General features: G+C 43.5%; 25 protein-coding genes. 6 read left to right on the forward strand and 19 right to left on the reverse strand.

The features are described from left to right. Positions 1-15: 15 nt before the first annotated feature. From rsmH to EP737_RS05325, 3 genes are all read right to left on the reverse strand, one after another. Positions 16-948 (reverse strand): 16S rRNA (cytosine(1402)-N(4))-methyltransferase RsmH, encoded by a 933-nt coding sequence (gene rsmH, locus EP737_RS05315; RefSeq protein WP_129726886.1) that lies wholly within the window; start codon positions 946-948, stop codon positions 16-18. 325 nt (positions 949-1,273) lie between these two features. Next, a complete protein-coding gene (gene bshC / locus EP737_RS05320; protein ID WP_129726887.1) occupies positions 1,274-2,887 on the reverse strand; it encodes a bacillithiol biosynthesis cysteine-adding enzyme BshC in 1,614 nt (537 codons plus the stop codon). Positions 2,888-2,968: 81 nt separating this feature from the next. Continuing rightward, positions 2,969-3,841, reverse strand: a complete 873-nt coding sequence (locus tag EP737_RS05325) for a 2-dehydropantoate 2-reductase (RefSeq protein ID WP_129726888.1) — start codon at positions 3,839-3,841, stop codon at positions 2,969-2,971. Positions 3,842-4,136: 295 nt separating this feature from the next. Between EP737_RS05325 and EP737_RS05330 the strand changes: the two genes are divergently transcribed. Further along, positions 4,137-4,610, forward strand: coding sequence for an N-acetyltransferase (locus EP737_RS05330; RefSeq protein ID WP_129726889.1), 474 nt, complete (start codon positions 4,137-4,139; stop codon positions 4,608-4,610). A gap of 41 nt (positions 4,611-4,651) precedes the next feature. Here EP737_RS05330 and EP737_RS05335 read toward each other — a convergent pair whose 3' ends face one another. Both EP737_RS05335 and EP737_RS05340 read right to left on the reverse strand, forming a co-directional pair. Beyond that, the gene (locus EP737_RS05335; RefSeq protein ID WP_129726890.1) at positions 4,652-5,212 is read right to left on the reverse strand and encodes an RsfA family transcriptional regulator; all 561 of its coding nucleotides are present in this window, start codon (positions 5,210-5,212) and stop codon (positions 4,652-4,654) included. Between the two features lie 259 nt (positions 5,213-5,471). Then, entirely contained in the window at positions 5,472-6,233 is a 762-nt protein-coding gene (locus tag EP737_RS05340) for an enoyl-CoA hydratase/isomerase family protein (protein ID WP_129726891.1), read from the reverse strand. A 305-nt stretch (positions 6,234-6,538) separates the two neighbouring features. On the opposite strand from EP737_RS05340, the gene EP737_RS26190 reads away from it, so the two are divergent. Further along, the gene (locus EP737_RS26190; protein ID WP_246040182.1) at positions 6,539-6,667 is read left to right on the forward strand and encodes a hypothetical protein; all 129 of its coding nucleotides are present in this window, start codon (positions 6,539-6,541) and stop codon (positions 6,665-6,667) included. Between the two features lie 158 nt (positions 6,668-6,825). Here EP737_RS26190 and rpmF read toward each other — a convergent pair whose 3' ends face one another. Then, positions 6,826-6,999: a 50S ribosomal protein L32 gene (gene rpmF, locus EP737_RS05350; RefSeq protein WP_129726892.1), complete on the reverse strand. Its 174-nt coding sequence runs from the start codon at positions 6,997-6,999 to the stop codon at positions 6,826-6,828. Between the two features lie 43 nt (positions 7,000-7,042). Further along, complete coding sequence (locus EP737_RS05355) at positions 7,043-7,561, reverse strand: YceD family protein (RefSeq protein ID WP_129726893.1); 519 nt, start codon at positions 7,559-7,561, stop codon at positions 7,043-7,045. 177 nt (positions 7,562-7,738) lie between these two features. Between EP737_RS05355 and EP737_RS05360 the strand changes: the two genes are divergently transcribed. After that, entirely contained in the window at positions 7,739-8,965 is a 1,227-nt protein-coding gene (locus EP737_RS05360) for a nucleotidyltransferase (protein WP_129726894.1), read from the forward strand. A gap of 178 nt (positions 8,966-9,143) precedes the next feature. Here the strand turns inward: EP737_RS05360 and EP737_RS05365 are convergent, their stop codons facing one another. Both EP737_RS05365 and EP737_RS05370 read right to left on the reverse strand, forming a co-directional pair. Continuing rightward, the gene (locus EP737_RS05365) at positions 9,144-10,172 is read right to left on the reverse strand and encodes a SepM family pheromone-processing serine protease (RefSeq protein WP_129726895.1); all 1,029 of its coding nucleotides are present in this window, start codon (positions 10,170-10,172) and stop codon (positions 9,144-9,146) included. Then, on the reverse strand, positions 10,162-10,956 hold the full coding sequence (locus EP737_RS05370) for a patatin-like phospholipase family protein (RefSeq protein WP_129726896.1): 795 nt from the start codon (positions 10,954-10,956) through the stop codon (positions 10,162-10,164). Before EP737_RS05370 ends, EP737_RS05365 begins: the two co-directional genes overlap by 11 nt. A gap of 105 nt (positions 10,957-11,061) precedes the next feature. Here EP737_RS05370 and ylbJ point away from each other — a divergent pair, with 105 nt between their 5' ends. Further along, positions 11,062-12,264, forward strand: coding sequence for a sporulation integral membrane protein YlbJ (gene ylbJ / locus EP737_RS05375; RefSeq protein ID WP_129726897.1), 1,203 nt, complete (start codon positions 11,062-11,064; stop codon positions 12,262-12,264). Positions 12,265-12,278: 14 nt separating this feature from the next. On the opposite strand, the gene coaD is transcribed toward ylbJ, so the two are convergent. The 3 genes from coaD to EP737_RS25955 form a co-directional block, all read right to left on the reverse strand. Next, positions 12,279-12,764, reverse strand: coding sequence for a pantetheine-phosphate adenylyltransferase (gene coaD / locus EP737_RS05380; RefSeq protein WP_129726898.1), 486 nt, complete (start codon positions 12,762-12,764; stop codon positions 12,279-12,281). Positions 12,765-12,781: 17 nt separating this feature from the next. Then, on the reverse strand, positions 12,782-13,333 hold the full coding sequence (gene rsmD / locus EP737_RS05385) for a 16S rRNA (guanine(966)-N(2))-methyltransferase RsmD (protein ID WP_129726899.1): 552 nt from the start codon (positions 13,331-13,333) through the stop codon (positions 12,782-12,784). A gap of 125 nt (positions 13,334-13,458) precedes the next feature. Further along, positions 13,459-13,668, reverse strand: a complete 210-nt coding sequence (locus EP737_RS25955) for a hypothetical protein (protein WP_205650885.1) — start codon at positions 13,666-13,668, stop codon at positions 13,459-13,461. A gap of 48 nt (positions 13,669-13,716) precedes the next feature. Between EP737_RS25955 and EP737_RS05390 the strand changes: the two genes are divergently transcribed. Further along, positions 13,717-14,106 carry a DUF7147 family protein gene (locus tag EP737_RS05390; protein WP_129726900.1) on the forward strand — a complete coding sequence of 130 codons (390 nt, stop codon included), beginning with the start codon at positions 13,717-13,719 and terminating at the stop codon, positions 14,104-14,106. Positions 14,107-14,254: 148 nt separating this feature from the next. Here the strand turns inward: EP737_RS05390 and EP737_RS05395 are convergent, their stop codons facing one another. The 6 genes from EP737_RS05395 to EP737_RS05420 form a co-directional block, all read right to left on the reverse strand. Continuing rightward, complete coding sequence (locus EP737_RS05395) at positions 14,255-14,524, reverse strand: YlbG family protein (RefSeq protein WP_129726901.1); 270 nt, start codon at positions 14,522-14,524, stop codon at positions 14,255-14,257. A gap of 265 nt (positions 14,525-14,789) precedes the next feature. Beyond that, complete coding sequence (locus tag EP737_RS05400; RefSeq protein WP_129726902.1) at positions 14,790-15,239, reverse strand: YlbF/YmcA family competence regulator; 450 nt, start codon at positions 15,237-15,239, stop codon at positions 14,790-14,792. 96 nt (positions 15,240-15,335) lie between these two features. Beyond that, complete coding sequence (locus EP737_RS05405; RefSeq protein WP_129726903.1) at positions 15,336-15,908, reverse strand: histidine phosphatase family protein; 573 nt, start codon at positions 15,906-15,908, stop codon at positions 15,336-15,338. Positions 15,909-15,974: 66 nt separating this feature from the next. Continuing rightward, complete coding sequence (locus EP737_RS05410) at positions 15,975-16,226, reverse strand: YlbE-like family protein (RefSeq protein ID WP_129726904.1); 252 nt, start codon at positions 16,224-16,226, stop codon at positions 15,975-15,977. Positions 16,227-16,237: 11 nt separating this feature from the next. Continuing rightward, positions 16,238-16,675 (reverse strand): YlbD family protein, encoded by a 438-nt coding sequence (locus tag EP737_RS05415; RefSeq protein WP_129726905.1) that lies wholly within the window; start codon positions 16,673-16,675, stop codon positions 16,238-16,240. An 85-nt stretch (positions 16,676-16,760) separates the two neighbouring features. Continuing rightward, positions 16,761-17,795, reverse strand: coding sequence for a CAP domain-containing protein (locus tag EP737_RS05420; RefSeq protein WP_129726906.1), 1,035 nt, complete (start codon positions 17,793-17,795; stop codon positions 16,761-16,763). Between the two features lie 321 nt (positions 17,796-18,116). Between EP737_RS05420 and EP737_RS05425 the strand changes: the two genes are divergently transcribed. Then, positions 18,117-18,482 carry a YugN family protein gene (locus tag EP737_RS05425; protein WP_129726907.1) on the forward strand — a complete coding sequence of 122 codons (366 nt, stop codon included), beginning with the start codon at positions 18,117-18,119 and terminating at the stop codon, positions 18,480-18,482. 15 nt (positions 18,483-18,497) lie between these two features. Here the strand turns inward: EP737_RS05425 and EP737_RS05430 are convergent, their stop codons facing one another. Continuing rightward, positions 18,498-18,842, reverse strand: coding sequence for an Asp23/Gls24 family envelope stress response protein (locus tag EP737_RS05430; RefSeq protein WP_129726908.1), 345 nt, complete (start codon positions 18,840-18,842; stop codon positions 18,498-18,500). Positions 18,843-18,909 lie beyond the last annotated feature (67 nt).

The following is an 18,909-nucleotide window of genomic DNA, read 5'->3' on the forward strand; positions in this document are numbered from 1 at the left end:
CAAATCATTTGACTATCATAACTTTTCCGCAATCCGCAATTTAGCTGAACGAGCTCGGTTATTTTCCTCTAGCTCTTCTTCTGCCGGCAATAGTGGTTTTCTTGTAATCAGCTTCAGCTTCGGCTTATACTCATCCGGGATAATTGGAAGCCCTGGCGGCAGCTGCGGCAATGCGCTATGTGTTTTAAATACTGTTTTGCAAATTCGATCTTCTAAAGAGTGGAACGTAATTACGCTCACGCGTCCGCCCGGCTTAATTACTTCAATCGCCGCCTCTACCGCTTCCTCAAATGCCTGCAGCTCATCATTCACAGCAATGCGGATAGCTTGAAAGACACGCTTGGCAGGATGACCGCCCGTTCTTCTTGCAGGAGCCGGAATCCCTTCCTTAATGAGTTCCACAAGCTCTCCTGTCGTTTCAATCGGTTTTACTGCTCGTGCTGCCTCAATTTTGCGGACAATTTGCTTAGAAAATTTTTCCTCTCCATATTGGAAGAAAATTTTCACCAGCTTTTCGTACGGCCACTCATTAACAATCTCATACGCTGTTAACGGCGCATCCTGATCCATTCGCATATCAAGCGGCGCATCATGATGGTAGCTAAAGCCTCGCTCTGGCGTGTCCAGCTGCGGAGAAGATACGCCAAGGTCAAAGAGCACGCCATCCACCTGCTCGATTCCAAGGTCTGTCAATACCTCTTTTAAATAACGAAAATTGCTCCTCACTGCGATAAAGCGGTCTCCGTAGGAAGCGAACTTTTCCTGCGCATTTCGAATTGCCGTTTCATCCTGGTCAAAAGCAATCAGTTTGCCGTTTTCGGAAAGCTGCGACAGCAGATACGAGCTATGCCCGCCCCCTCCTAATGTACAATCCACATATGTACCGTCTGGCTGAATATCCAGTCCGTCCACCGTTTCTTTTAAAAGCACTGTAATATGTTTAAACATTGTTGCACCTACTTTTGTGAAATCATAACTTTTTTACCTACTTTATTATATACTAAATTTTATCATGTTTTGCGAAAATGTTTGCTAAAATTCGATTGAATTTTAGCGCCTCCTGTTATATTCTATCCTATTTTGTAAAATCAAAACAAACGAATGTTCTTATATTCTAATCCAGCGGACAGACTGTTATTTTACAATCAATTCCATATAAAGAAAAAAAATCCTGCTCGCTTGCAGGATTTTTTTGTGAAAAGGTGAATAGACAACTTCCCCCTCAAATGTGCAACATATCTCCATAAGAGCAGTTTGGGCTGCAAACTGTCATTCACAGGCGGATACACGAATGGGAACCGTTCCAAGAAAATGGCTGTTTCAGCAAATCAGGAATAAAATCAAAGCCGTATTCGTTCAAATAATACCAGATATTCCATGTGCGCTCCTGCAAATGCCCAAACGGCTGCAAAGACATTTGAATGCGGCGGAATTTATTTAGCTGCACATGATGCATAAGCTTGATTTCCCGCTCTAAGGTACGCTCTAGCACGTTGATTTGTTCCTCAATTTTCTGTTTATTTTTCTCAGCAAAACGGTTTAATCCCGGTTGGATATTTCGAACCAGTTCACGCAGCGTTCTATGCGTTTCCTCGAACTGTTGGCGCGCCTGAGCAAAGGTATCTTCAACCGGCTCAACAACTTGCTGCGCAAGCCATTGTTCCTTCATTTGCTCAATTGGTTTCCGGAATACATCCTCCACGCCTATATGCAGCTCCTGCAGGTCCGTCTCAATCCCTCTCTCTAGATAGCTCATCATAAGACGAGGCACAACAGGGGGCATCAAGAAACCAAGACGATGAAAGACCTGCTGCAGCTCTGCCCAGTAAGCAACCTCTCCCGGACCACCGATAAAAGCAAGCGTCGGAAACAAATACTCCTGCATCAGCGGGCGTGTAACTACATTATTACTAAATGCCTCAGGCCTCTCCATCATAAGGCTCTCCAGCTCTGCAAAGGAATAGCTTCCATTTTTATACACAAAACGGTCCCCCGCTTTTTCTAGCAGCCAGCGCTCTCCTTCTTCATGAATAAATAAGTGCAAACTATTTTCCTTAGCTGCAATCAAAGGTGTATATCCACGCTCGCGCAGCATTTCCTGCTGCTGCTGCAAACCAGCCCCAATCTCTTCATGCTGCTGAAGGATTGTTTGAAAAAATGTTGCTTCCAAACGGCGCAGCTCGCTATCCCCAGAATCAACAAGCACCAGACCTTCTTCTTTAAACAGCTCCATAATAAGCCGACCGAAAAAGTCAACATACGTACTTGAACTTTGTAGGCAATCTTTAACAAAGTTTAGCAAATCATTTGTATGCTCCGTTTCTCGATATGTCTGAAACACACTCTGCACCCATGACCAGCAAGCTTCAAGATCAAGTGGGAGGAAGGACGCACTCGTTCTTCCGGTACCAGTCTGGTATAAAACCGATTTTTTTAAGCTCCCATTTTTCGCCACGAATACATGATTAATTTCCTCTATATCGTGATCCTCTCCAGCAATCCAAAATACTGGTATGACAGGCGCACCAAGCTTTTTCTCCTGCTCCTTCGCCAGTTGTAAAATCGAGACGATTTTATGGATCGTATAGAGCGGTCCCGTCAAAAGGCCTGCCTGCTGTCCGCCGATCACAACATATGTATTCGGTTCTGATAGCAGCTGAATGTTTTGGAGCGTTTTTGCTCCTGCTCCAAGTCGCTCATTATAAGCAAATAAATGAGCAGACAGTTCCTGGCGAGGATACGACCGACTTTGTAAATCTTTAACCCGTTTTTGAAACGCCTCTTCTTCTAGCAAATAGTCAAAACAGGCTGAAATCTGCTGCTCCTGCTGTATGTAATCTCCCACGGCTCCACTTGGTAGTGAAGCTGAGATTTCCTTCAACTTCATAAAAAGCTCTTCCTTTCATCTCCAGACGTTGTGTATGACAAAATTGTAGTCAATGTCGTATACAAAAGCAAAGAATTTTACTCAAGGGGCCAGTCCTTTTATAGACTGTTGTAAAAACGCTAAAAGCGGCACCTGTTTGTTTTGCTTCTCGGCTTGCATAAGCAAATACCCGATAATCGCATCAATTTCTGTTTCTCTTCCAAGCTTCACATCCGTCAGCATAGAAGATTGATTCTCCGCTGTTTTCCGGCAGACATTACAGACATGCTCCCAGCGTTCTTCTTTTTCATCCAAAACAAATATAACCTCCGAAAACACTTGCTTCATAGCGTTGTGAAACGCCGGATTAGCCAATAACACGCCATTTTGAACCCGATACAATGCGGTAAGCGGATTGATGCATGCGTTCACAATTAACTTACTTCGTAAGACCTCTTCCCAATTCTTCTCAACTAGCATCGGAAAATAGGGAGCCTGAAAAAGCGGCAGCAGCGCCTGAAATTCTTCTTCTCCTGCTAAAATACCCAGTTTCGTCACACCCATACCAGTATGGACAAAGGACCCGGCAGTTTCTTTTCTAGCACCGTGCTCCACAATGCCCACAGCAATGCATTTCTGCTGCATATTCTGTAGTAGAGAAAGATGTCCCATCCCGTTTTGCAGAAAGACAAAGCGTGCTTGCGTCCGCTGCAAGTGCGGCAAAACCAGACCGATATCGTATTGCTTTACCGCCACAAACACATAGTCATCCTCTATTGCTATAGCCCCTAGGGGAACGGCATCCGGAAATTGTGTTTCTACTTGTCCATCCAGGTTGCATGAAATTCCAAAACGGCTTATATGCTCTGCTTGTTCCATGCTTCGTGTATAGATCGTGACCGAGGCACCAGCCTTTTGCAAATAAAAGGCGAACAGCATACCAATTGCCCCCGGGCCGATCACTCCTATTTTCATAGCACACTCTCCCGTCTCTGTATTCTCACTCGTTAGTGTAACAAATTTTTCAGTAAAATACCGAAAATTCCTCCGCCCCTTCATAAACCATTTCAATAGCATTATAATAGAAGTAGGAATATTTTTACTTTTCTTTATTGTAGAAATATCGGTCTTAGCTGCTTCATTCGTAGACTCGAACCTGCACAGATCTAATGTGCAGCATTCAAGACTTCTCCCGTCTTCCTCCTAAGAAACAGCTCCCATAGATAAAAGCTATTTACAATTTTTACTCTAAAAAAGGATGTGACGTTACTTGTCTTTTCCAAAGATTGAACGACTACTCGTAAATTATAAAACATTAGAAGAATTTAAAAAATTTAAAGGCTGCGGTGCCCAGGAGCTATCTATGCTCGAGGATCTGCAAGCAAACATGATTGAAAACGATAGCGAATCTCCTTTTTATGGGATTCGTTACGGAGAATCTCTTGTTGCAAGAATGAGTCTGTACATGAATAAACAGACAGAGGACACTGCTGTTTTGCAAGGGCCGTTTGTGGAGCTATTTAAGCTGGAAGTGCTGCCGCCGTTTCAACGGCAAGGCTTCGGCAAAGCCCTTGTGGACTATGCCAAAAGCTTAAAGCTTCCAATTAAAACAACTGCACGCGTCCACTCAGAAGGATTCTGGGAGCGGATTGGGTTCCAAAAAGTACAGGGCAGCGAAGGCAGTTTTTACATCTGGTATCCTTGTGAAAAATCACATGTAGCTGAGGAAAGTGAGTCTGCATAAACCGCATAAATAAAACAGCTGCCTCATAAGAGGCAGCTGTTTTATTTTTCAATTTTTTCCAAAACATTGTGTTCCCGCAGCAGTTGTATCCCCCGTTCTTCCCCAGATTCTACAACACTGCGTTTTCTGTCAATATAATCAAACAATGTACGATACTCCTCTTCATAGCGAGAGAGCTTTTGCTGTAAGCGATTGTTTTCCTGACGCAGCTGCTCTACTTCCTGCTGCAATTGTTCTAGCTTCTCCTGCCAGCTTATTGCTTCACTAGCGCCCTTTGCATTTTTATAATCCTGTAAAAAGAAGATTACATCATCCAGTGTTGCAAATGTTACTACTCCATGCTGCTCCTGTTTTTGTTCAATTTCGACGGAAGCAGGTGTTGCTTTTCGAATTTGCTTTGCTTCTTCAATCTGCTCCTTATATAGCTTTCTCACATACGAGTTCCACCGGAAGCCACAAGCTGCTGGCGTGCGTGATAGCTGACGCCCCACTTCCTTGAAGGCGGATAACTGCGTTCCTCCTTCACGAATATGACGCAACACCACTTCGGCCAGTAGCAAATCCTCTTCATCTGTCCAAGCATCTTGGCGTGTTGTTGCCATCTAAAGTCCTCCTTGAGCATTTTTTATTAAACATATGCTGTTGGTAGAAACGATAGAATAGCAAAATGCTAAAAATATGTAATTTTTGCTTGACTATATGAACTTTTCCAAATTGAACAACCTATCACATACCCTTAACGCTTTAAAGAAAACTCGCCGATTGGCGAGCCCTGCCCTTGGGCGAAGACAGAGGCGTAGTTGCACTTATACTGTATTCCTAAAATTTCCTACTACGTCGAGTTGGCTTCTAGTTGGAAATTTATACTTTCTTACAGTGTAAAAAGGAGGCTACAGCCGCATGATGTGCAGGAGACTCCCAAAGAGCTGCACATTCTTTTATCTCCTGATCCATACGTTCTTTCAAATATGCTGCATTCCATCCGCGAACAGCTGCCATCTTATAAGCGGATAGTACCTCAACTCGAGGTGAAAGCATGCTTTCTATCCACTTTTGGCATGATAGTTTCACATCTCCCTCAAATATTTCATGTACAAAGCCAAGCTGCTCCGCCTCTTTCGTGCCAAAGCGTTGCGCAGAGCATAGGAACGTCATTGCCTGATCATGACGAAGCTTTTCAAACAGCATCGCTGCCCCGCCCCATCCTGTTGTAATAGCCAGGTGCCCTTGTACAAAGCCTATCATTGCCGTACTAGCCGCGAAACGATAGTCGCATGCAATCGCAATTTCACAACCACCGCCGACTGCAGCCCCGTTCAATAAAGCAATCGTTGGTTTAGGGAGCGTCATAAGTTCATATAAAATGTCTCCCATTTTCTTTAGCATTGGATATGCTTCTTCTTTCGTATACAGTCCATGAAAAAGCTGTAAATCACCACCCGAACAAAACACATCTCCTGCTCCTGTCAGTACAAGCGCCTTGTCCTCCCTAGTTTGCCTCACTTCTGCAAGCAGTGCCGCAAGTTCATCCATCACATCAAAATCAATTGCATTACGGCGCTCCGGCCGGTTGAACGTTGCCCATACAATGCCCTGCTGTCGTTCCACGATTATCTTCTGCATCAGCTATCGTACAGGAGGATACCGTGTTGAATCAGCACCTCTCTGTACTCCTCCTTTCTATTCATCATGCAGCCGTTCTTTCTACTTGAGTATCTTTTTACATGTACTATGTTTCGGGAGAGGCTGCTAAATTCCTTCTAAACGGGTGAACAAACCTATTTACATCCCGCAATCAGAAAAGAGAAAGGCAGAGAGTTCCTATCAGTTGTTAGAATTAGTTTGGAGTAAATGTCCTTCTTCCAGCAAGACCAGAAACAGTAGAGTTGGTCAATATCGCTGGAGCGGGGAAGCATCAGGGAAAAGGAATGGGGAAGCAACTAGTTAACCATGCAGTACATTACGCTACTTCACAAGGCAATAAGACAAGCGAAGTTAGTACTGGAAATGCAAGCTCTGTATCAAATAGGCGGGTTTCGAATCATCGGGGCCGATAAACATTTTTTCATTCAGCACGATGAGGAGGAAGTTTTTGAAAACGGCATTCATTGCCGTGGTATGATCGTTTATCTCAAGATCTATGAAGGGGCGCGGAGAGTATTCTCACCATAAAACTAAAACAAGCGCAGAAGAATTTCTTCTGCGCTGACAGTCATTATTGACCGATAACTTCTTTGCCTTTGTAAGTCCCGCATGATTTGCATACGCGGTGAGCAAGCTTCAATTCACCACAGTTTGGGCATGCTGTCATACCAGGTACTGCTAGCTTGAAGTGCGTGCGGCGTTTTCTTTTTACAGTTTTGGATGTTCTTCTGAAAGGTACTGCCATTATTCCCACCTCCTTAAAAGAGTGCATTGTTTCATATGAAGTCCTAATGCTGGTCTTCTATATTTTGTTTGTCAAAAAACTTCGCAAGTCCCGCCAGACGAGGATCAACCTTCTCAGTCTGTTCCTTCTCTGTAATAACCTGCCAGTCTTGACCTTTCATCGGTGCCTCGGCTGAAGCCTCATCACTGAAAATTTGCATTGGAATTTCCAGAATTATATTTTCCTTAATTACAGGGAGCAAGTCAAGTACTTCTCCTTGTAAATAATGAACTTCTGCCTCATCTTCGTGCTCTTCCTTCGAAGCGAGGAACACCTCTGTTGTTTCAATATCAAACGGAAATGCTACATCTGCTAACGTTCGGGAGCAAGGTAACACCATCGTGCCTGTAATGCGAAAATGAAACGTGAACTTATTCGCACTAAGATCCGCTCGTCCCGCTACGCGAACAGGAGAAATGTCTCGAATATCAGCACTTCCCTTCAATTCGCTTACATCGACTGTTTCGTCGAACGTTAGCCCTTTGCTTCGGTATTTGTTTAATTGATGGATTGACCATTTCATTTAAAATCACCTCAAGGCAACAAAGAAAATTATATAGAGCGTTTCTATATTTGTCAATGTTTTTTCTTTACACTATAATGAAGTCAATATGACGCAATATATACACATTATCACGTTCTTATACATAACTCCATAAGAAAAGCTACGGAACGCAATATTTTTAAGGAGGTAAGACCTTTGAAGACAGCAGGTGTAATTGTAGAATATAATCCGTTTCATAACGGACATGCTTATCATTTGCAAGAAACAAAAAACTTAACAGCTGCAGATGTTACGATTGCCGTAATGAGCGGGTCTTTTTTACAGCGCGGTGAGCCGGCACTCGTTTCAAAGTGGGCGCGGACGAAGATGGCCCTTTTAGGCGGCGTGGATCTTGTTGTAGAGCTTCCTTATGCATTCGCTGTTCAACAGGCTTCCATCTTCGCAAATGGTGCGATATCCATCCTTGAGGCACTTGGCGTTCAAGAGCTTTGCTTTGGCAGCGAAAGTGGACAAATCGAGCAGTTTCTCTCCCTTGTGAAATTGCGCCAAACACATCAGGACGCATTTGATGCGGCAGTCCGCTCCTTCATGCAGCAAGGAATGAGCTATCCAAAAGCGCTATCGGAGGCTTTCGCTGCCATTCAGGGAGAACATGCGATACTAGACATGTCAAAACCTAACAACATTCTTGGCTTTCACTACGTACAAGCAATTGTAGAACAAGGCAGCAGCATCATTCCAAGAACAGTCCCGCGCCTTAGCGCACAGTACCATGACGAAACATTCGCATCGGCTTCCATCGCAAGTGCAACAAGCATACGAAAGCATCTTACAGCCAACAGCCTAAGCAGTGCCGCAGGAGTGATTCCTCCCTCCACACTGATAGAGCTTGAGAACTATTATGAAACATATGGCATATTTCACAATTGGGAACGATATTTCCCATTTCTGAAATATAAGCTATTAACAATGTCGCCCGCACAACTAAGCAATATCTATGAAGTACAGGAGGGATTGGAGCATCGCATCTTATCCGCTGTCAAAGAAGCCTCTTCGTTTATCTCATTCATGGAAGCATTAAAAACAAAGCGTTACACATGGACACGCCTGCAGCGCTTACTTGTTCATGTGCTAACACATACAACAAAAGAAGAGATGCGCGTAAACACACCAGCCTACATCAGGCTGCTCGGCATGTCAAAAAAGGGGCAAAGTTATTTATCCGCCTATAAGAAAGCAGCTTCCCTTCCCCTTGTTGCTAATATTAAATCAGCTTCACATCCGCTTCTTCAGCTTGATATAAAAGCGGGAAGCGTATATTACTCCGTCCTTCCAGAGCCGCTGCAGTCCATGATGCTGAAGCGGGATTTTACGCAGCATCCGATTCGCTATGACGAAGTTGCAAAACGATTTCAAATATAGCCAGCGAAGTCGCTTCTAGCTGGAAATTTATTCTTTCCTACAGTGTAAAAAGCCCCGACCAACGAGGAGCTGTTTCTTCATTGGTCGAGGCCTTTCTTCACGGCAAGCTAGCTCACTCCCAAAAGCGAGTTACTTGCTTATGCTGTTTAAAAAGAAAACGCAAGCGATCTCCCGTTCCTTACTTTTTTTCTTCTAGCTTTTGCAAAAATGCAAGTGCATTATCCAGTGTATCTACCGGAACAATCTTCATCTTTGCACCGATATCCTTTGCTGTCTTGACCGCCTCGTTATAATTGGAGTCTGCTGCACCTTGTTCATTTGGCGCAAAGAAAATTTCTGCACCCGCGTCGTTTGCAGCGATAACCTTTTGTGAAATCCCCCCAATTGGTCCGACTTGTCCCTTCGCATCCATCGTACCTGTTCCTGCAATTTCCCAACCCTTTGTTATATCTTCCTTTGTAAGCTGGTTATAGATCTCCAGCGTGAACATAAGGCCGGCTGATGGTCCGCCAATACGGTGCGAATCGATCTTTATCTCTGGCTCAACCTTAAGCTTTGTATTTGTTACAATCTGCACCCCAATTCCAACACGTCCGTCCGCTCCTTGGATTGGCTCTAACGGAAGAGTGATCGTTTTTTCTTCCTTTTCTCGTACATACCGAATTTTTACGGTATCCCCCTGTTTTTTTGTTTTCATATAGTCGATAAACTCTTCTGCTGTTTGCAGCGGTTGCCCATCCACAGCAATGAGTTGATCCCCTGCTTCCAGCTTCTTTTTAGCCGGCATCTTATCTGAAACTGCAAGCACAATGACACCCTTGTTTTCATATGAGACCTGTTTCTCTGCACGCTTATAGGCATTGTAGATAGCAGCATCCTGTGATTCCTGCATAAGATGCAGCTGCTTAAATTGATAATCCGCGTCACTTTCCCCAGTAGGCATAATCTCTTCCTTTTTGAAAATCTCATGATATTTGTTCATTTTTGCAACAAGATAGCTAATTACATTCGCCCGCGACATTGAAACGGTCACAAGCATAAAATCCCCTTTTTCGTGATAGCCATTCTTAATTTTTACATACTGGTCAAGTTCATCAGCTAACCCCGGCTTCGTAATATAATACGGCAGCGGTACATACGTAATGCCAGCCGCAAATAAAGCAGCCAACAAAAACACAAATAAGTACCGTAAACGCTTAAATACCATTTTTCTGCTCCTTCCAATTCTCAATCAATGCACGAATCGCATCGACATGCTTCCTGGCCTCATCCTCGCCAACAGCAATAATCTCCTCAAGATCTGTAAAGGCCCGAGAGTTAAAGCGTTCAACAGCAGGATGCATCATTAAATCCGATGCGGTTTGTCGGTGGTGAACAAGTTCATGCTGCATAATTTCAATGCTCTGCATAATTACATCATAAATCGTTGTTACCTCTCCTTGTACCTTAATAGGAGACACATCAACTGCAATGACCAGATCGGCTCCTAAACTTTTCACAACCGATACAGGAATGCGATCAATTACACCACCGTCAACAAGCAGACGATCTCCCATTTTTTCCGGCACAAAAATACCAGGAATCGAAATACTTCCCCTTACTGCTTCGGCAATTGGCCCTTCTGTCATAACAACTTTTTCCCCTGTTAAAATATCGGTTGCCACAACAGCTGTTGGAATATCAAGCTCTTCCAAGCTTCTATTGTATGTAAGGGCTCTAATCATATCTTTTACTCGTTTTCCGGAAATGAATCCCATTTTCGGCACCGTAAAATCCAAATAATATTTACGTTTAAACAACTTCGCGATTTGATACAGCCGCTCCACATCGCTTCCAGCGGCATAAAACACCGCAACGAGTGCTCCCATACTGCTGCCGGCAATCATATCAATGGGAATTCCCGCTTCCTTGAGTACCTTAATCACGCCAACATGTGCAAAACCCTTTGCCCCCCCTGAACCGAGGGCAAGACCAATTTTTGGTATACTCATATCCTCACCCTTTAGAAAATTTCTCTCTCTTTTCATCTTATGGTCTAAATGCTCCCCCTATCTTCGTATACTGAACTGAACGCTTGGACAAAAAGGGGGGAGTATATGCAAGCAAAACTGAAAACAGCGTTACTAGCCAGTAGCATTACCTTTTTAACAGCTTCTCTCATCGCAAATCCACAAGCCTCTCTGGAAGGTTCCATTCGCGGTCTTGACATGTGGTGGGAGGTTGTATTTCCTTCTCTTCTGCCTTTTTTCATCGTATCAGAGCTTTTAATTGGGCTAGGGGTTGTGAGCTTTATCGGTGTGGTACTAGAACCGCTTATGCGTCCTTTATTCCGCGTACCTGGCGTTGGCGCGTTCGTATGGACAATGGGGATGGCTTCAGGCTTCCCATCAGGCGCAAAGCTAAGCGCTCGCTTGCGTCAAACAAAACAAATCAGCCGAATTGAAGCAGAGCGTCTTGTATCCTTTACTAATTCCTCAAATCCGCTATTTATTTTCGGCGCGGTAGCTGTGGGATTTTTTCACAATCCAAACCTTGGTATGATTCTCGCAGCTTCTCACTACATAAGCAATTTTGCAGTCGGATTGTTTATGCGGTTTTATGGCGCAAACGAAGTTGCTCCACCAGCCCCGCATCGCCCGTTCTCACTTCGTTATGCCTTTGACATGCTGCATGAAAAGCGCCTTGAGGAAAAACGTCCAATCGGAAAGCTTATCGGGGATGCGATTGTCTCCTCTATCCAAACGCTGCTGATGGTCGGCGGTTTTATTATTTTATTCTCAGTAGTAAATAAAATGCTCGCTGTCATTCATTTCACAGATGCCGCTAGCTCTATTATCCAATATATACTAGCTGCCTTTCAACTTCCAGGATCCTTTGCAGCACCGCTATTGTCCGGTCTCTTTGAAATGACGCTCGGCAGCCAAATGACAAGTCAGACTGGGCATGCAACGCTGCTACAGCAAGCAATGATCACAAGCTTCATCTTAGCCTTTAGCGGTCTCTCTATTCATGCGCAAGTAGCCAGCATTATCGCCGACACAGACATTCGTTTTCAGCCCTATTTTATCGGCCGTATCATCCAAAGCATTGTCGCTCCTATTTGTACATATTTTCTCTGGCAGCCATTATACGAGAATGCACATTCCCTGCGTCCCCACGACCACGATATTCCGGTGCTAGGACCACAGACTGACACACTCGGAGCATGGACTGCCATGACCTCATACGGGCCAATCATTACACTAGCTTTTTTATACATTTATGTATTTTTGCTCTTTCGGCGCCGGCGTGCAAAATAAAGAAAACCCCGTATCTACGGGGTTTTAAATTTCTCTTTTAATGCTTTTTCTACAGCAGGGGGAACAAGGTCCGCAACATTCGCTCCATATTTGGCAACTTCTTTTACAATGCTCGAGCTCAAGAAAGAATATTGATTGTTTGTCATCATAAAGAACGTTTCAATATTTTCCTCAAGCTTTCGGTTCATTGAAGTAATCTGCATTTCATACTCAAAATCTGATACAGCCCGCAATCCTCGCAAAATAGCGCTTGCATCTCTCTTGCGTGCATACTCAACAAGCAGACCGCTATGTACATCTACCTTTACATTTGGTATATCTTTTGTTACCTCCTGGATGAGTGCAATTCGCTCTTCTACAGTAAAAAGCGGCTTCTTTGAAGAATTATTCATCACTACTACATAAACTTCATTAAATACATTTGCGCCTCGCTTAATAATATCCAAGTGTCCGAGCGTAATTGGATCAAAACTCCCTGGACAAATCGCTATGCTTGCCATTCCTGCTCCCCGCCTTCTCATTCGTAGTCATAAATGGATACAGCTGTGCTGCCGTACTCTTCGTGCTTTCTGCGCATGAGACGTCCTACTGTCTCCGGCAAAACTACATCTACCGCATGCTCTGCCATAATGATTCCATTCTCTTTCAGCAATTCATACTGATCCAAAACGCTCATTAAGGAAACAAGCTGTTGTTGTTTATATGGCGGATCAAGCAAAACAAGATCAAATGCCATTCCCCTCTTAATAAGCGCTTTTAAAGCGCGATCAGCATCATTTCGATATACCTCCGCTTGGCTTGTCAATCGGCAGCTCTCTATATTTTGCCGAATCACCTGAACAGCTTTTGCGTCACGGTCAACAAAAATTGCTTTTTCCATTCCGCGGCTTAATGCTTCTATTCCTAAACCCCCGCTGCCTCCAAACAAATCCAGCGCTACGCCTCCGTCAAAATACGGACCGATCATATTAAAAATCGCTTCCTTTATTTTATCGGTTGTAGGACGTGTTGTCTGACCGGGTACTGTCTTTAACGGATGTCCTTTGCATGTTCCTGAAACTACTCTCATGTTGATTCCTACCTTTTCTTACATTCATCCTTCATAATCCTACCATAAAACACCGGAAAGAAAAACCATTCATGCCCGTTTCTTCCTAACCCTCTTATACACTTATACTTACTGTTAGATTTTTTTCATTCCTCTTGTATAACTTTCCCTAAAAGTGACAAGAATAAAGGTAACAACATCACTTCAGGTGTTGTTGCCAACCGCGGAGAAGACTTACGTTTCCCCATAAGTTCTTCCTCCGGTTTCTCCTCTCCCTTTGCCTTCTTGCCGACGGTGACGCCGGTATAAGAAGGACCCTGCAAATGCAGGGTTTTTTTATTTGTCCATCTTTTCATTAGTTTTAGCAAATGGTACAGTAAGGAAAGACAAAAGGAGGAGAAACTATGATTCAACGTTTTATCGAACTAGGAGAAGGATATTCAGATTTGTATGAGCTGCTCGAGATTGCTAAAGCAAATCGCCACCGCCTTGCCCATATGCTTGCATTCCACACTACTAAAAATAATAAGGCTGTTTGCTCACTGGCTGTTGTGCTGCACCCAACAACAGAAGGAAAATTCCAGCCGATTTACATCTGCCGAGAGGGCATTCCCCTCTTAGAGGACAAAAAAAGCAAACGATATGAGCTGTTTGAAGAAACAGCTGCTTCGCTTGAGAAGGAAGTCGTCGCCTTCACAGTAAAGCCATCAACGACATTTCCTGAAACAGAGCTATACTATAGCCACCTCATCGGCATACTGCGCATGAACCGCTTTATCCCGCCAATGCAATAACAACGCCGAATCGACCTAAGGTGCCCGTGAAAAAGACAGTTCTTCCCGCGAAAAGATGCTTTTATCTTTATGTGGAAGTGTAAGTCAGAACCACCTAGCCAGTGGTTTTCTTGCTACAAAAATAAAAAGCCCTCAGTATCGAGGGCTTTTACTCAATTTTATAGTCGTACTCCTTTGCCCGATCTGGCTTGGATTCAAATTCCGTTTTCAAAAACGGACGATACGATGGCTCGACTCCTTTGACGAACGGAAAATTATTTAACTTCTCCATCATCGCATCCGTCTGATCCAGATCGCAGTACAGCACAACATACTTGAAACGCTTTGAAATATAATGAATATTGCCGTATTTACGAAGAAGCTTCGCATGCTTAAGCGAATGCAAATACACAATGATTCCTTGTCGTTGTCCAAACATATGGGGCTGCTCCTAAAAACATAGGCTGTTGTATGTATTTAGAGCAGAGCTCACCGCCTTTCTTTTCTATTTTCAAGCTTACGAAGCACTGTTGCTGACTTCACAGTTTCTCTCTAGCTCGGATAGCTGTCCTAATATGTTTCATTTGGAATGTTTACGTTCCATGCCGCATAAGTAAAAACAGCGCAGCTGCGAAATAGGGCATATAACAGAACAAGTATATGCCGCTGTATCCGCTTTCGTCCAGAAAGAGAAAAACGGGAATTCATCCCGTTTTACAACCACAGCTTCCCCCAGAACCGCAGCCTCCGCTGCAGCCGCCAGCATCAAAAAACGGATTGCCCGTTGGCACTTTAATGGCTGGAGAAACTTCCTGCCCTATTAAAACGCTCACTTCATCAAGCAGTTTTTGCATATCGTTCTCCGCTTTCTTAAAGGAAGCGATCGTTTCATGTAAATCTACTTGACGCTTTAGCTCGCGCATTTGCTTTGTAACAGATGAAAAATCGGGATGGTATTTCCCAAACCGCTGCACCTCTTCATAGCGTTCCTTGATAGCAGTGAACTGTCGAATAAGCTCCTGTGCAACATGGTCTTGCTTTAATGTATCGTAGCATTGTCGATAATGCTCAGCTAATTCTGATTGCACAATCATGCGAGCAAGCTGCTCTGCTTCGTCCAAAATCATCACGCTCTCAAGCGTTGCAATTATCATATAAAGGACACCTCCCGATTACCTATCATACCATATTTTCAGTGTAAGTCCTAATCCTGCTTTTGGTACAATGGCGTACAGCAAGGGCAGCTGCGCTTAGGCAAGAATATGCTCTGCCACATTATATCTTATGATACTCCACGTCTCTTCTTGCAAAGCAATATAGTTAATACAAGCATTATTCAGAAATGTTTGAAACGTAACCTCACTAGGGTTAATAGCATGAAGCATAGCCTTAATCGCATGTGCGTGCGCAACAATAATGATTCGCTTACCAGCATGCTGAGCTGCAACATCCTGCAACGCAGAAAAGCAACGCTCTACAAGCTCCTGCTCGCTCTCCATCCCTTTCACATCGCCACTAGCAATATGATGGCGAACATCGCGCACAGGCTTGCCAGATGCTTCCCCGAAATGCCGCTCTATAAAACGTTCATCTAGATGAATCGCATCAAGTCCAACAGCATCAGCAATTTCCTTTGCCGTTTCGTAGGCTCGTACTAACGGACTGCTAATAACTACATCCCAGTTCTCTCCGAGCAGGGCAGCCGCGCTTTGCTTTGCCTGTTGTCTGCCGGTTTCGTTGAGCGGGATATCTTCTCTCCCTTGGATAATCTCCTGGAAGTTCCAGTCTGTTTGTCCATGTCGCACTAAACAAATTTCCGTCATGCCGTAAGCTCCTTTTTATATGATTGCTTTCTATTGTAACAGAACTTATGCATGACGGATACCCCTTTACTCAGCACCCGGATTTTGCTGCTTCATATATTGAAACATTTCAAGCATAATCGAAGCCATTGCAAGCTGATTTTGAAACTTAGCAACCTGATCAGGAATCGTTCTTTTGTAGAATTGAAGCGCCGCTGTCTCAAAAGCTTCCCTCTCTCCCGGATTACGTGAAAGTCGTCTATACCAATGCGGCTGCTGTCTGATATAGGTTTTTAAATCCTCCCGAGATTGCAAAAGTTCAATGAGCTCCTGTCTCATACACGCGCCCCCTAATCTTTTTGAAAGAAAAACGGATTATTTTGTACTGGCTGCTGTGGCTGCTCCTGCTGCGGGACGTTAGTACCGCCCTTGAAAGATTGAACAACCTGCTGTACGCTTCCGATCACACTTGTTACATTAGCTAAATGCTGCTGCATTTGATCAACATTCATATTTTTAATAAATGTCAGCATTTGTCCCATCCAGTCCTTTTTCGATTCCTCTTCACCTATCACATTTGTTTGTGCTGCTGCCTGCTTTGTTTCTATTGGATTTTCCTTATACGTGTTCCACACTGCATCCTGTTCGCCAAGCAAATACCACTCTTCATAGAACTGCTGCCACGTCTTTTCTCCATTCCGTACAACTTGAGTCATTTTCGGGTGATGGCGTACAAACTGTTTGAACTTTTGCACAGAAGGATGCAGTTGTCCTCGTGCTGTCGTCATGTTCCTCACCTCATGTATTGAAATCATATACTACATTGTAAGAAAAAAACGGCGCATGGTTCGCCTATTTTTAGGCACTGCCCCGTTATTTTTGCGTAAAATTTTGTGTATAGTACGTATCATATACTCCAACGCCTAAGCTGTTGAATTTTGAGTTTAGCACGTTTTCGCGATGTCCTTCACTATTTAGCCAGCCCTGCACCGCAGCAATACCGTCTGTATAGTTCGAAGCGATATTTTCTCCAGCGGTCCGAAACGTCACCTTCCCACGCGTAAGCCGATCCCCGAGTGACCCAAATTTCGGTGATTCGTGCGCGAAATAGCTGCTATCCTTCATGTCCTTGCTATGCAAATAAGCAACCTCTGCCACCTCATCATCCCACGCAAGCGGCTTGAGATGCTCTCGAATCCGAATGATATTTGTTAAATCTAAAATTTGCTTTGCATTTGCTGTTTCTATTTCGTTCTCCTGCTCTGCCGTCAAGGCCTGTGGACTCAGCAACGCACCTGAATACATAATCTGATAGGGTCGTTGTTTGAGAAGCGTTTCATTATCCATATACCGAACTCCTGTTAACTTCTGCGTGAACTTGTCAAAATACAACTGCGCCCAGCCATTTTGGATTGCAATTAACGGCTGTTCATTCACATCTGACTCAGATAGCTCAAATTCATAACTGCTGTTATTGTAATCTAAAGCAATTTCATACGAAAATGGTGTTAATTCATAAATATCCCCATACTTTTGTCCCATGTGGTATGGGGATACATCTATTTTCTGACCCCCAGCGTAGATAGTGACGACTTTATTTTGCCAAATACCAAACTGCACATAGTGTGACAAATCAGTATTGTACACCCACCACTCATAATCATAGGCAGACGGTTCCATTCGCGATGGTTCTCCAAACAACGCTAACACACTCTCCGAATCTCTTCCTAACATTTTTGAGACGGCTTCGGCAGGCATTCCCTCTCCTTGCTTCTTCGAGTTTGATGTAATAACCTTTTTAGGGAGCGAATCAGACGGCTTTATATACTGTGAAAAGATGAGCTTACCGTACAAATCTACAAATAATACAATAACGGTTAAAAGAAGAATAACCAATACCTTCTTCACTACAATATACCCCCTGTGGCCTTGTATCCCGAGGTATGCACGGAATGCATAACAAGAATTCATATTCTCAATTCTGATCAAGAAAACTCGTCGAATGGCTTCTAGCTAGAAATTTATACTTTCCTACAGTGCAAGAAAACAATCACAAATAACATTGTATATATGCTAGTATATTCAATATATCATATTTTTTCTCGTCAAGCAGACATTCTGCCGTCCTTTTCATATCTTGTTTTTGTTTGTTATTCATTGCACTTTCACATTATTCGTACTATTATAAATTTATGGAAAATTTTCATGTATATTAAGGGGGCTTATACGATGAAATTTGAAAATACAGGACTTGATGAACAGGTCGTAGATTTCACACTGCTGACAGAAGTCATGAAGGAAAACGGATTTATTTTAGCAGGACAATGGGATTACGAACGTGTTACATATGACTATAAATTCGAAATGCTGCAAGATGTGTACTACCTACGCCTTCAGGGATATGCAGTAGAAGGAGAAGTTGGTCATAGCTCCGCAAAAATTAAATTGTTAACCCCGCTTCTTGGCAAGCACTACTATCCACATGGCGTGGAGTATGGTGAAGGTGAAAACTTTCCGAAAAACATAATAAACAGAAGCGAACAGCTTTTAAAGAACGTGAAGAAAGCGTTATCAAATCTTCCGGATATAGACTAAAACCATAAAGGCGTATCAAGATGGATACGCCTTTATCAATTGTTCGACCCGGATGCAAACGGATTGAACTGGTAAACCTATCACTGATTCGACACATTCTTTAATTCTCTCTTGTACGGTAATACATGTGGGTAAAATAGCCGTTGTATTACAAATTATGACATTCACATGAATCACAAGCCCTTTTTCCTTCTCCTCAATCCAAATCCCCTTTCTTCTCTTCCTTCTAAAAGGCTCCAGAATCTTTGAAACAACCTTACTCACACCGGGCACTTCATCGATAGCCATATCCACTAATTCCGTTACCGTTCTCTCAGCAATGCACAGCATCCCGAGCGGCAGGATTTGCTGCGAATCCATCGTTATCCTCGCCCTTCCTTTTTCCCTATCTTATGCCCCGCTCCCCATTTTGGACACTAAATGATTG

It is taken from the genome of Ectobacillus funiculus (assembly GCF_004138295.1).
Taxonomy (GTDB): Bacteria; Bacillota; Bacilli; order Bacillales; family Bacillaceae_G; genus Ectobacillus; species Ectobacillus funiculus.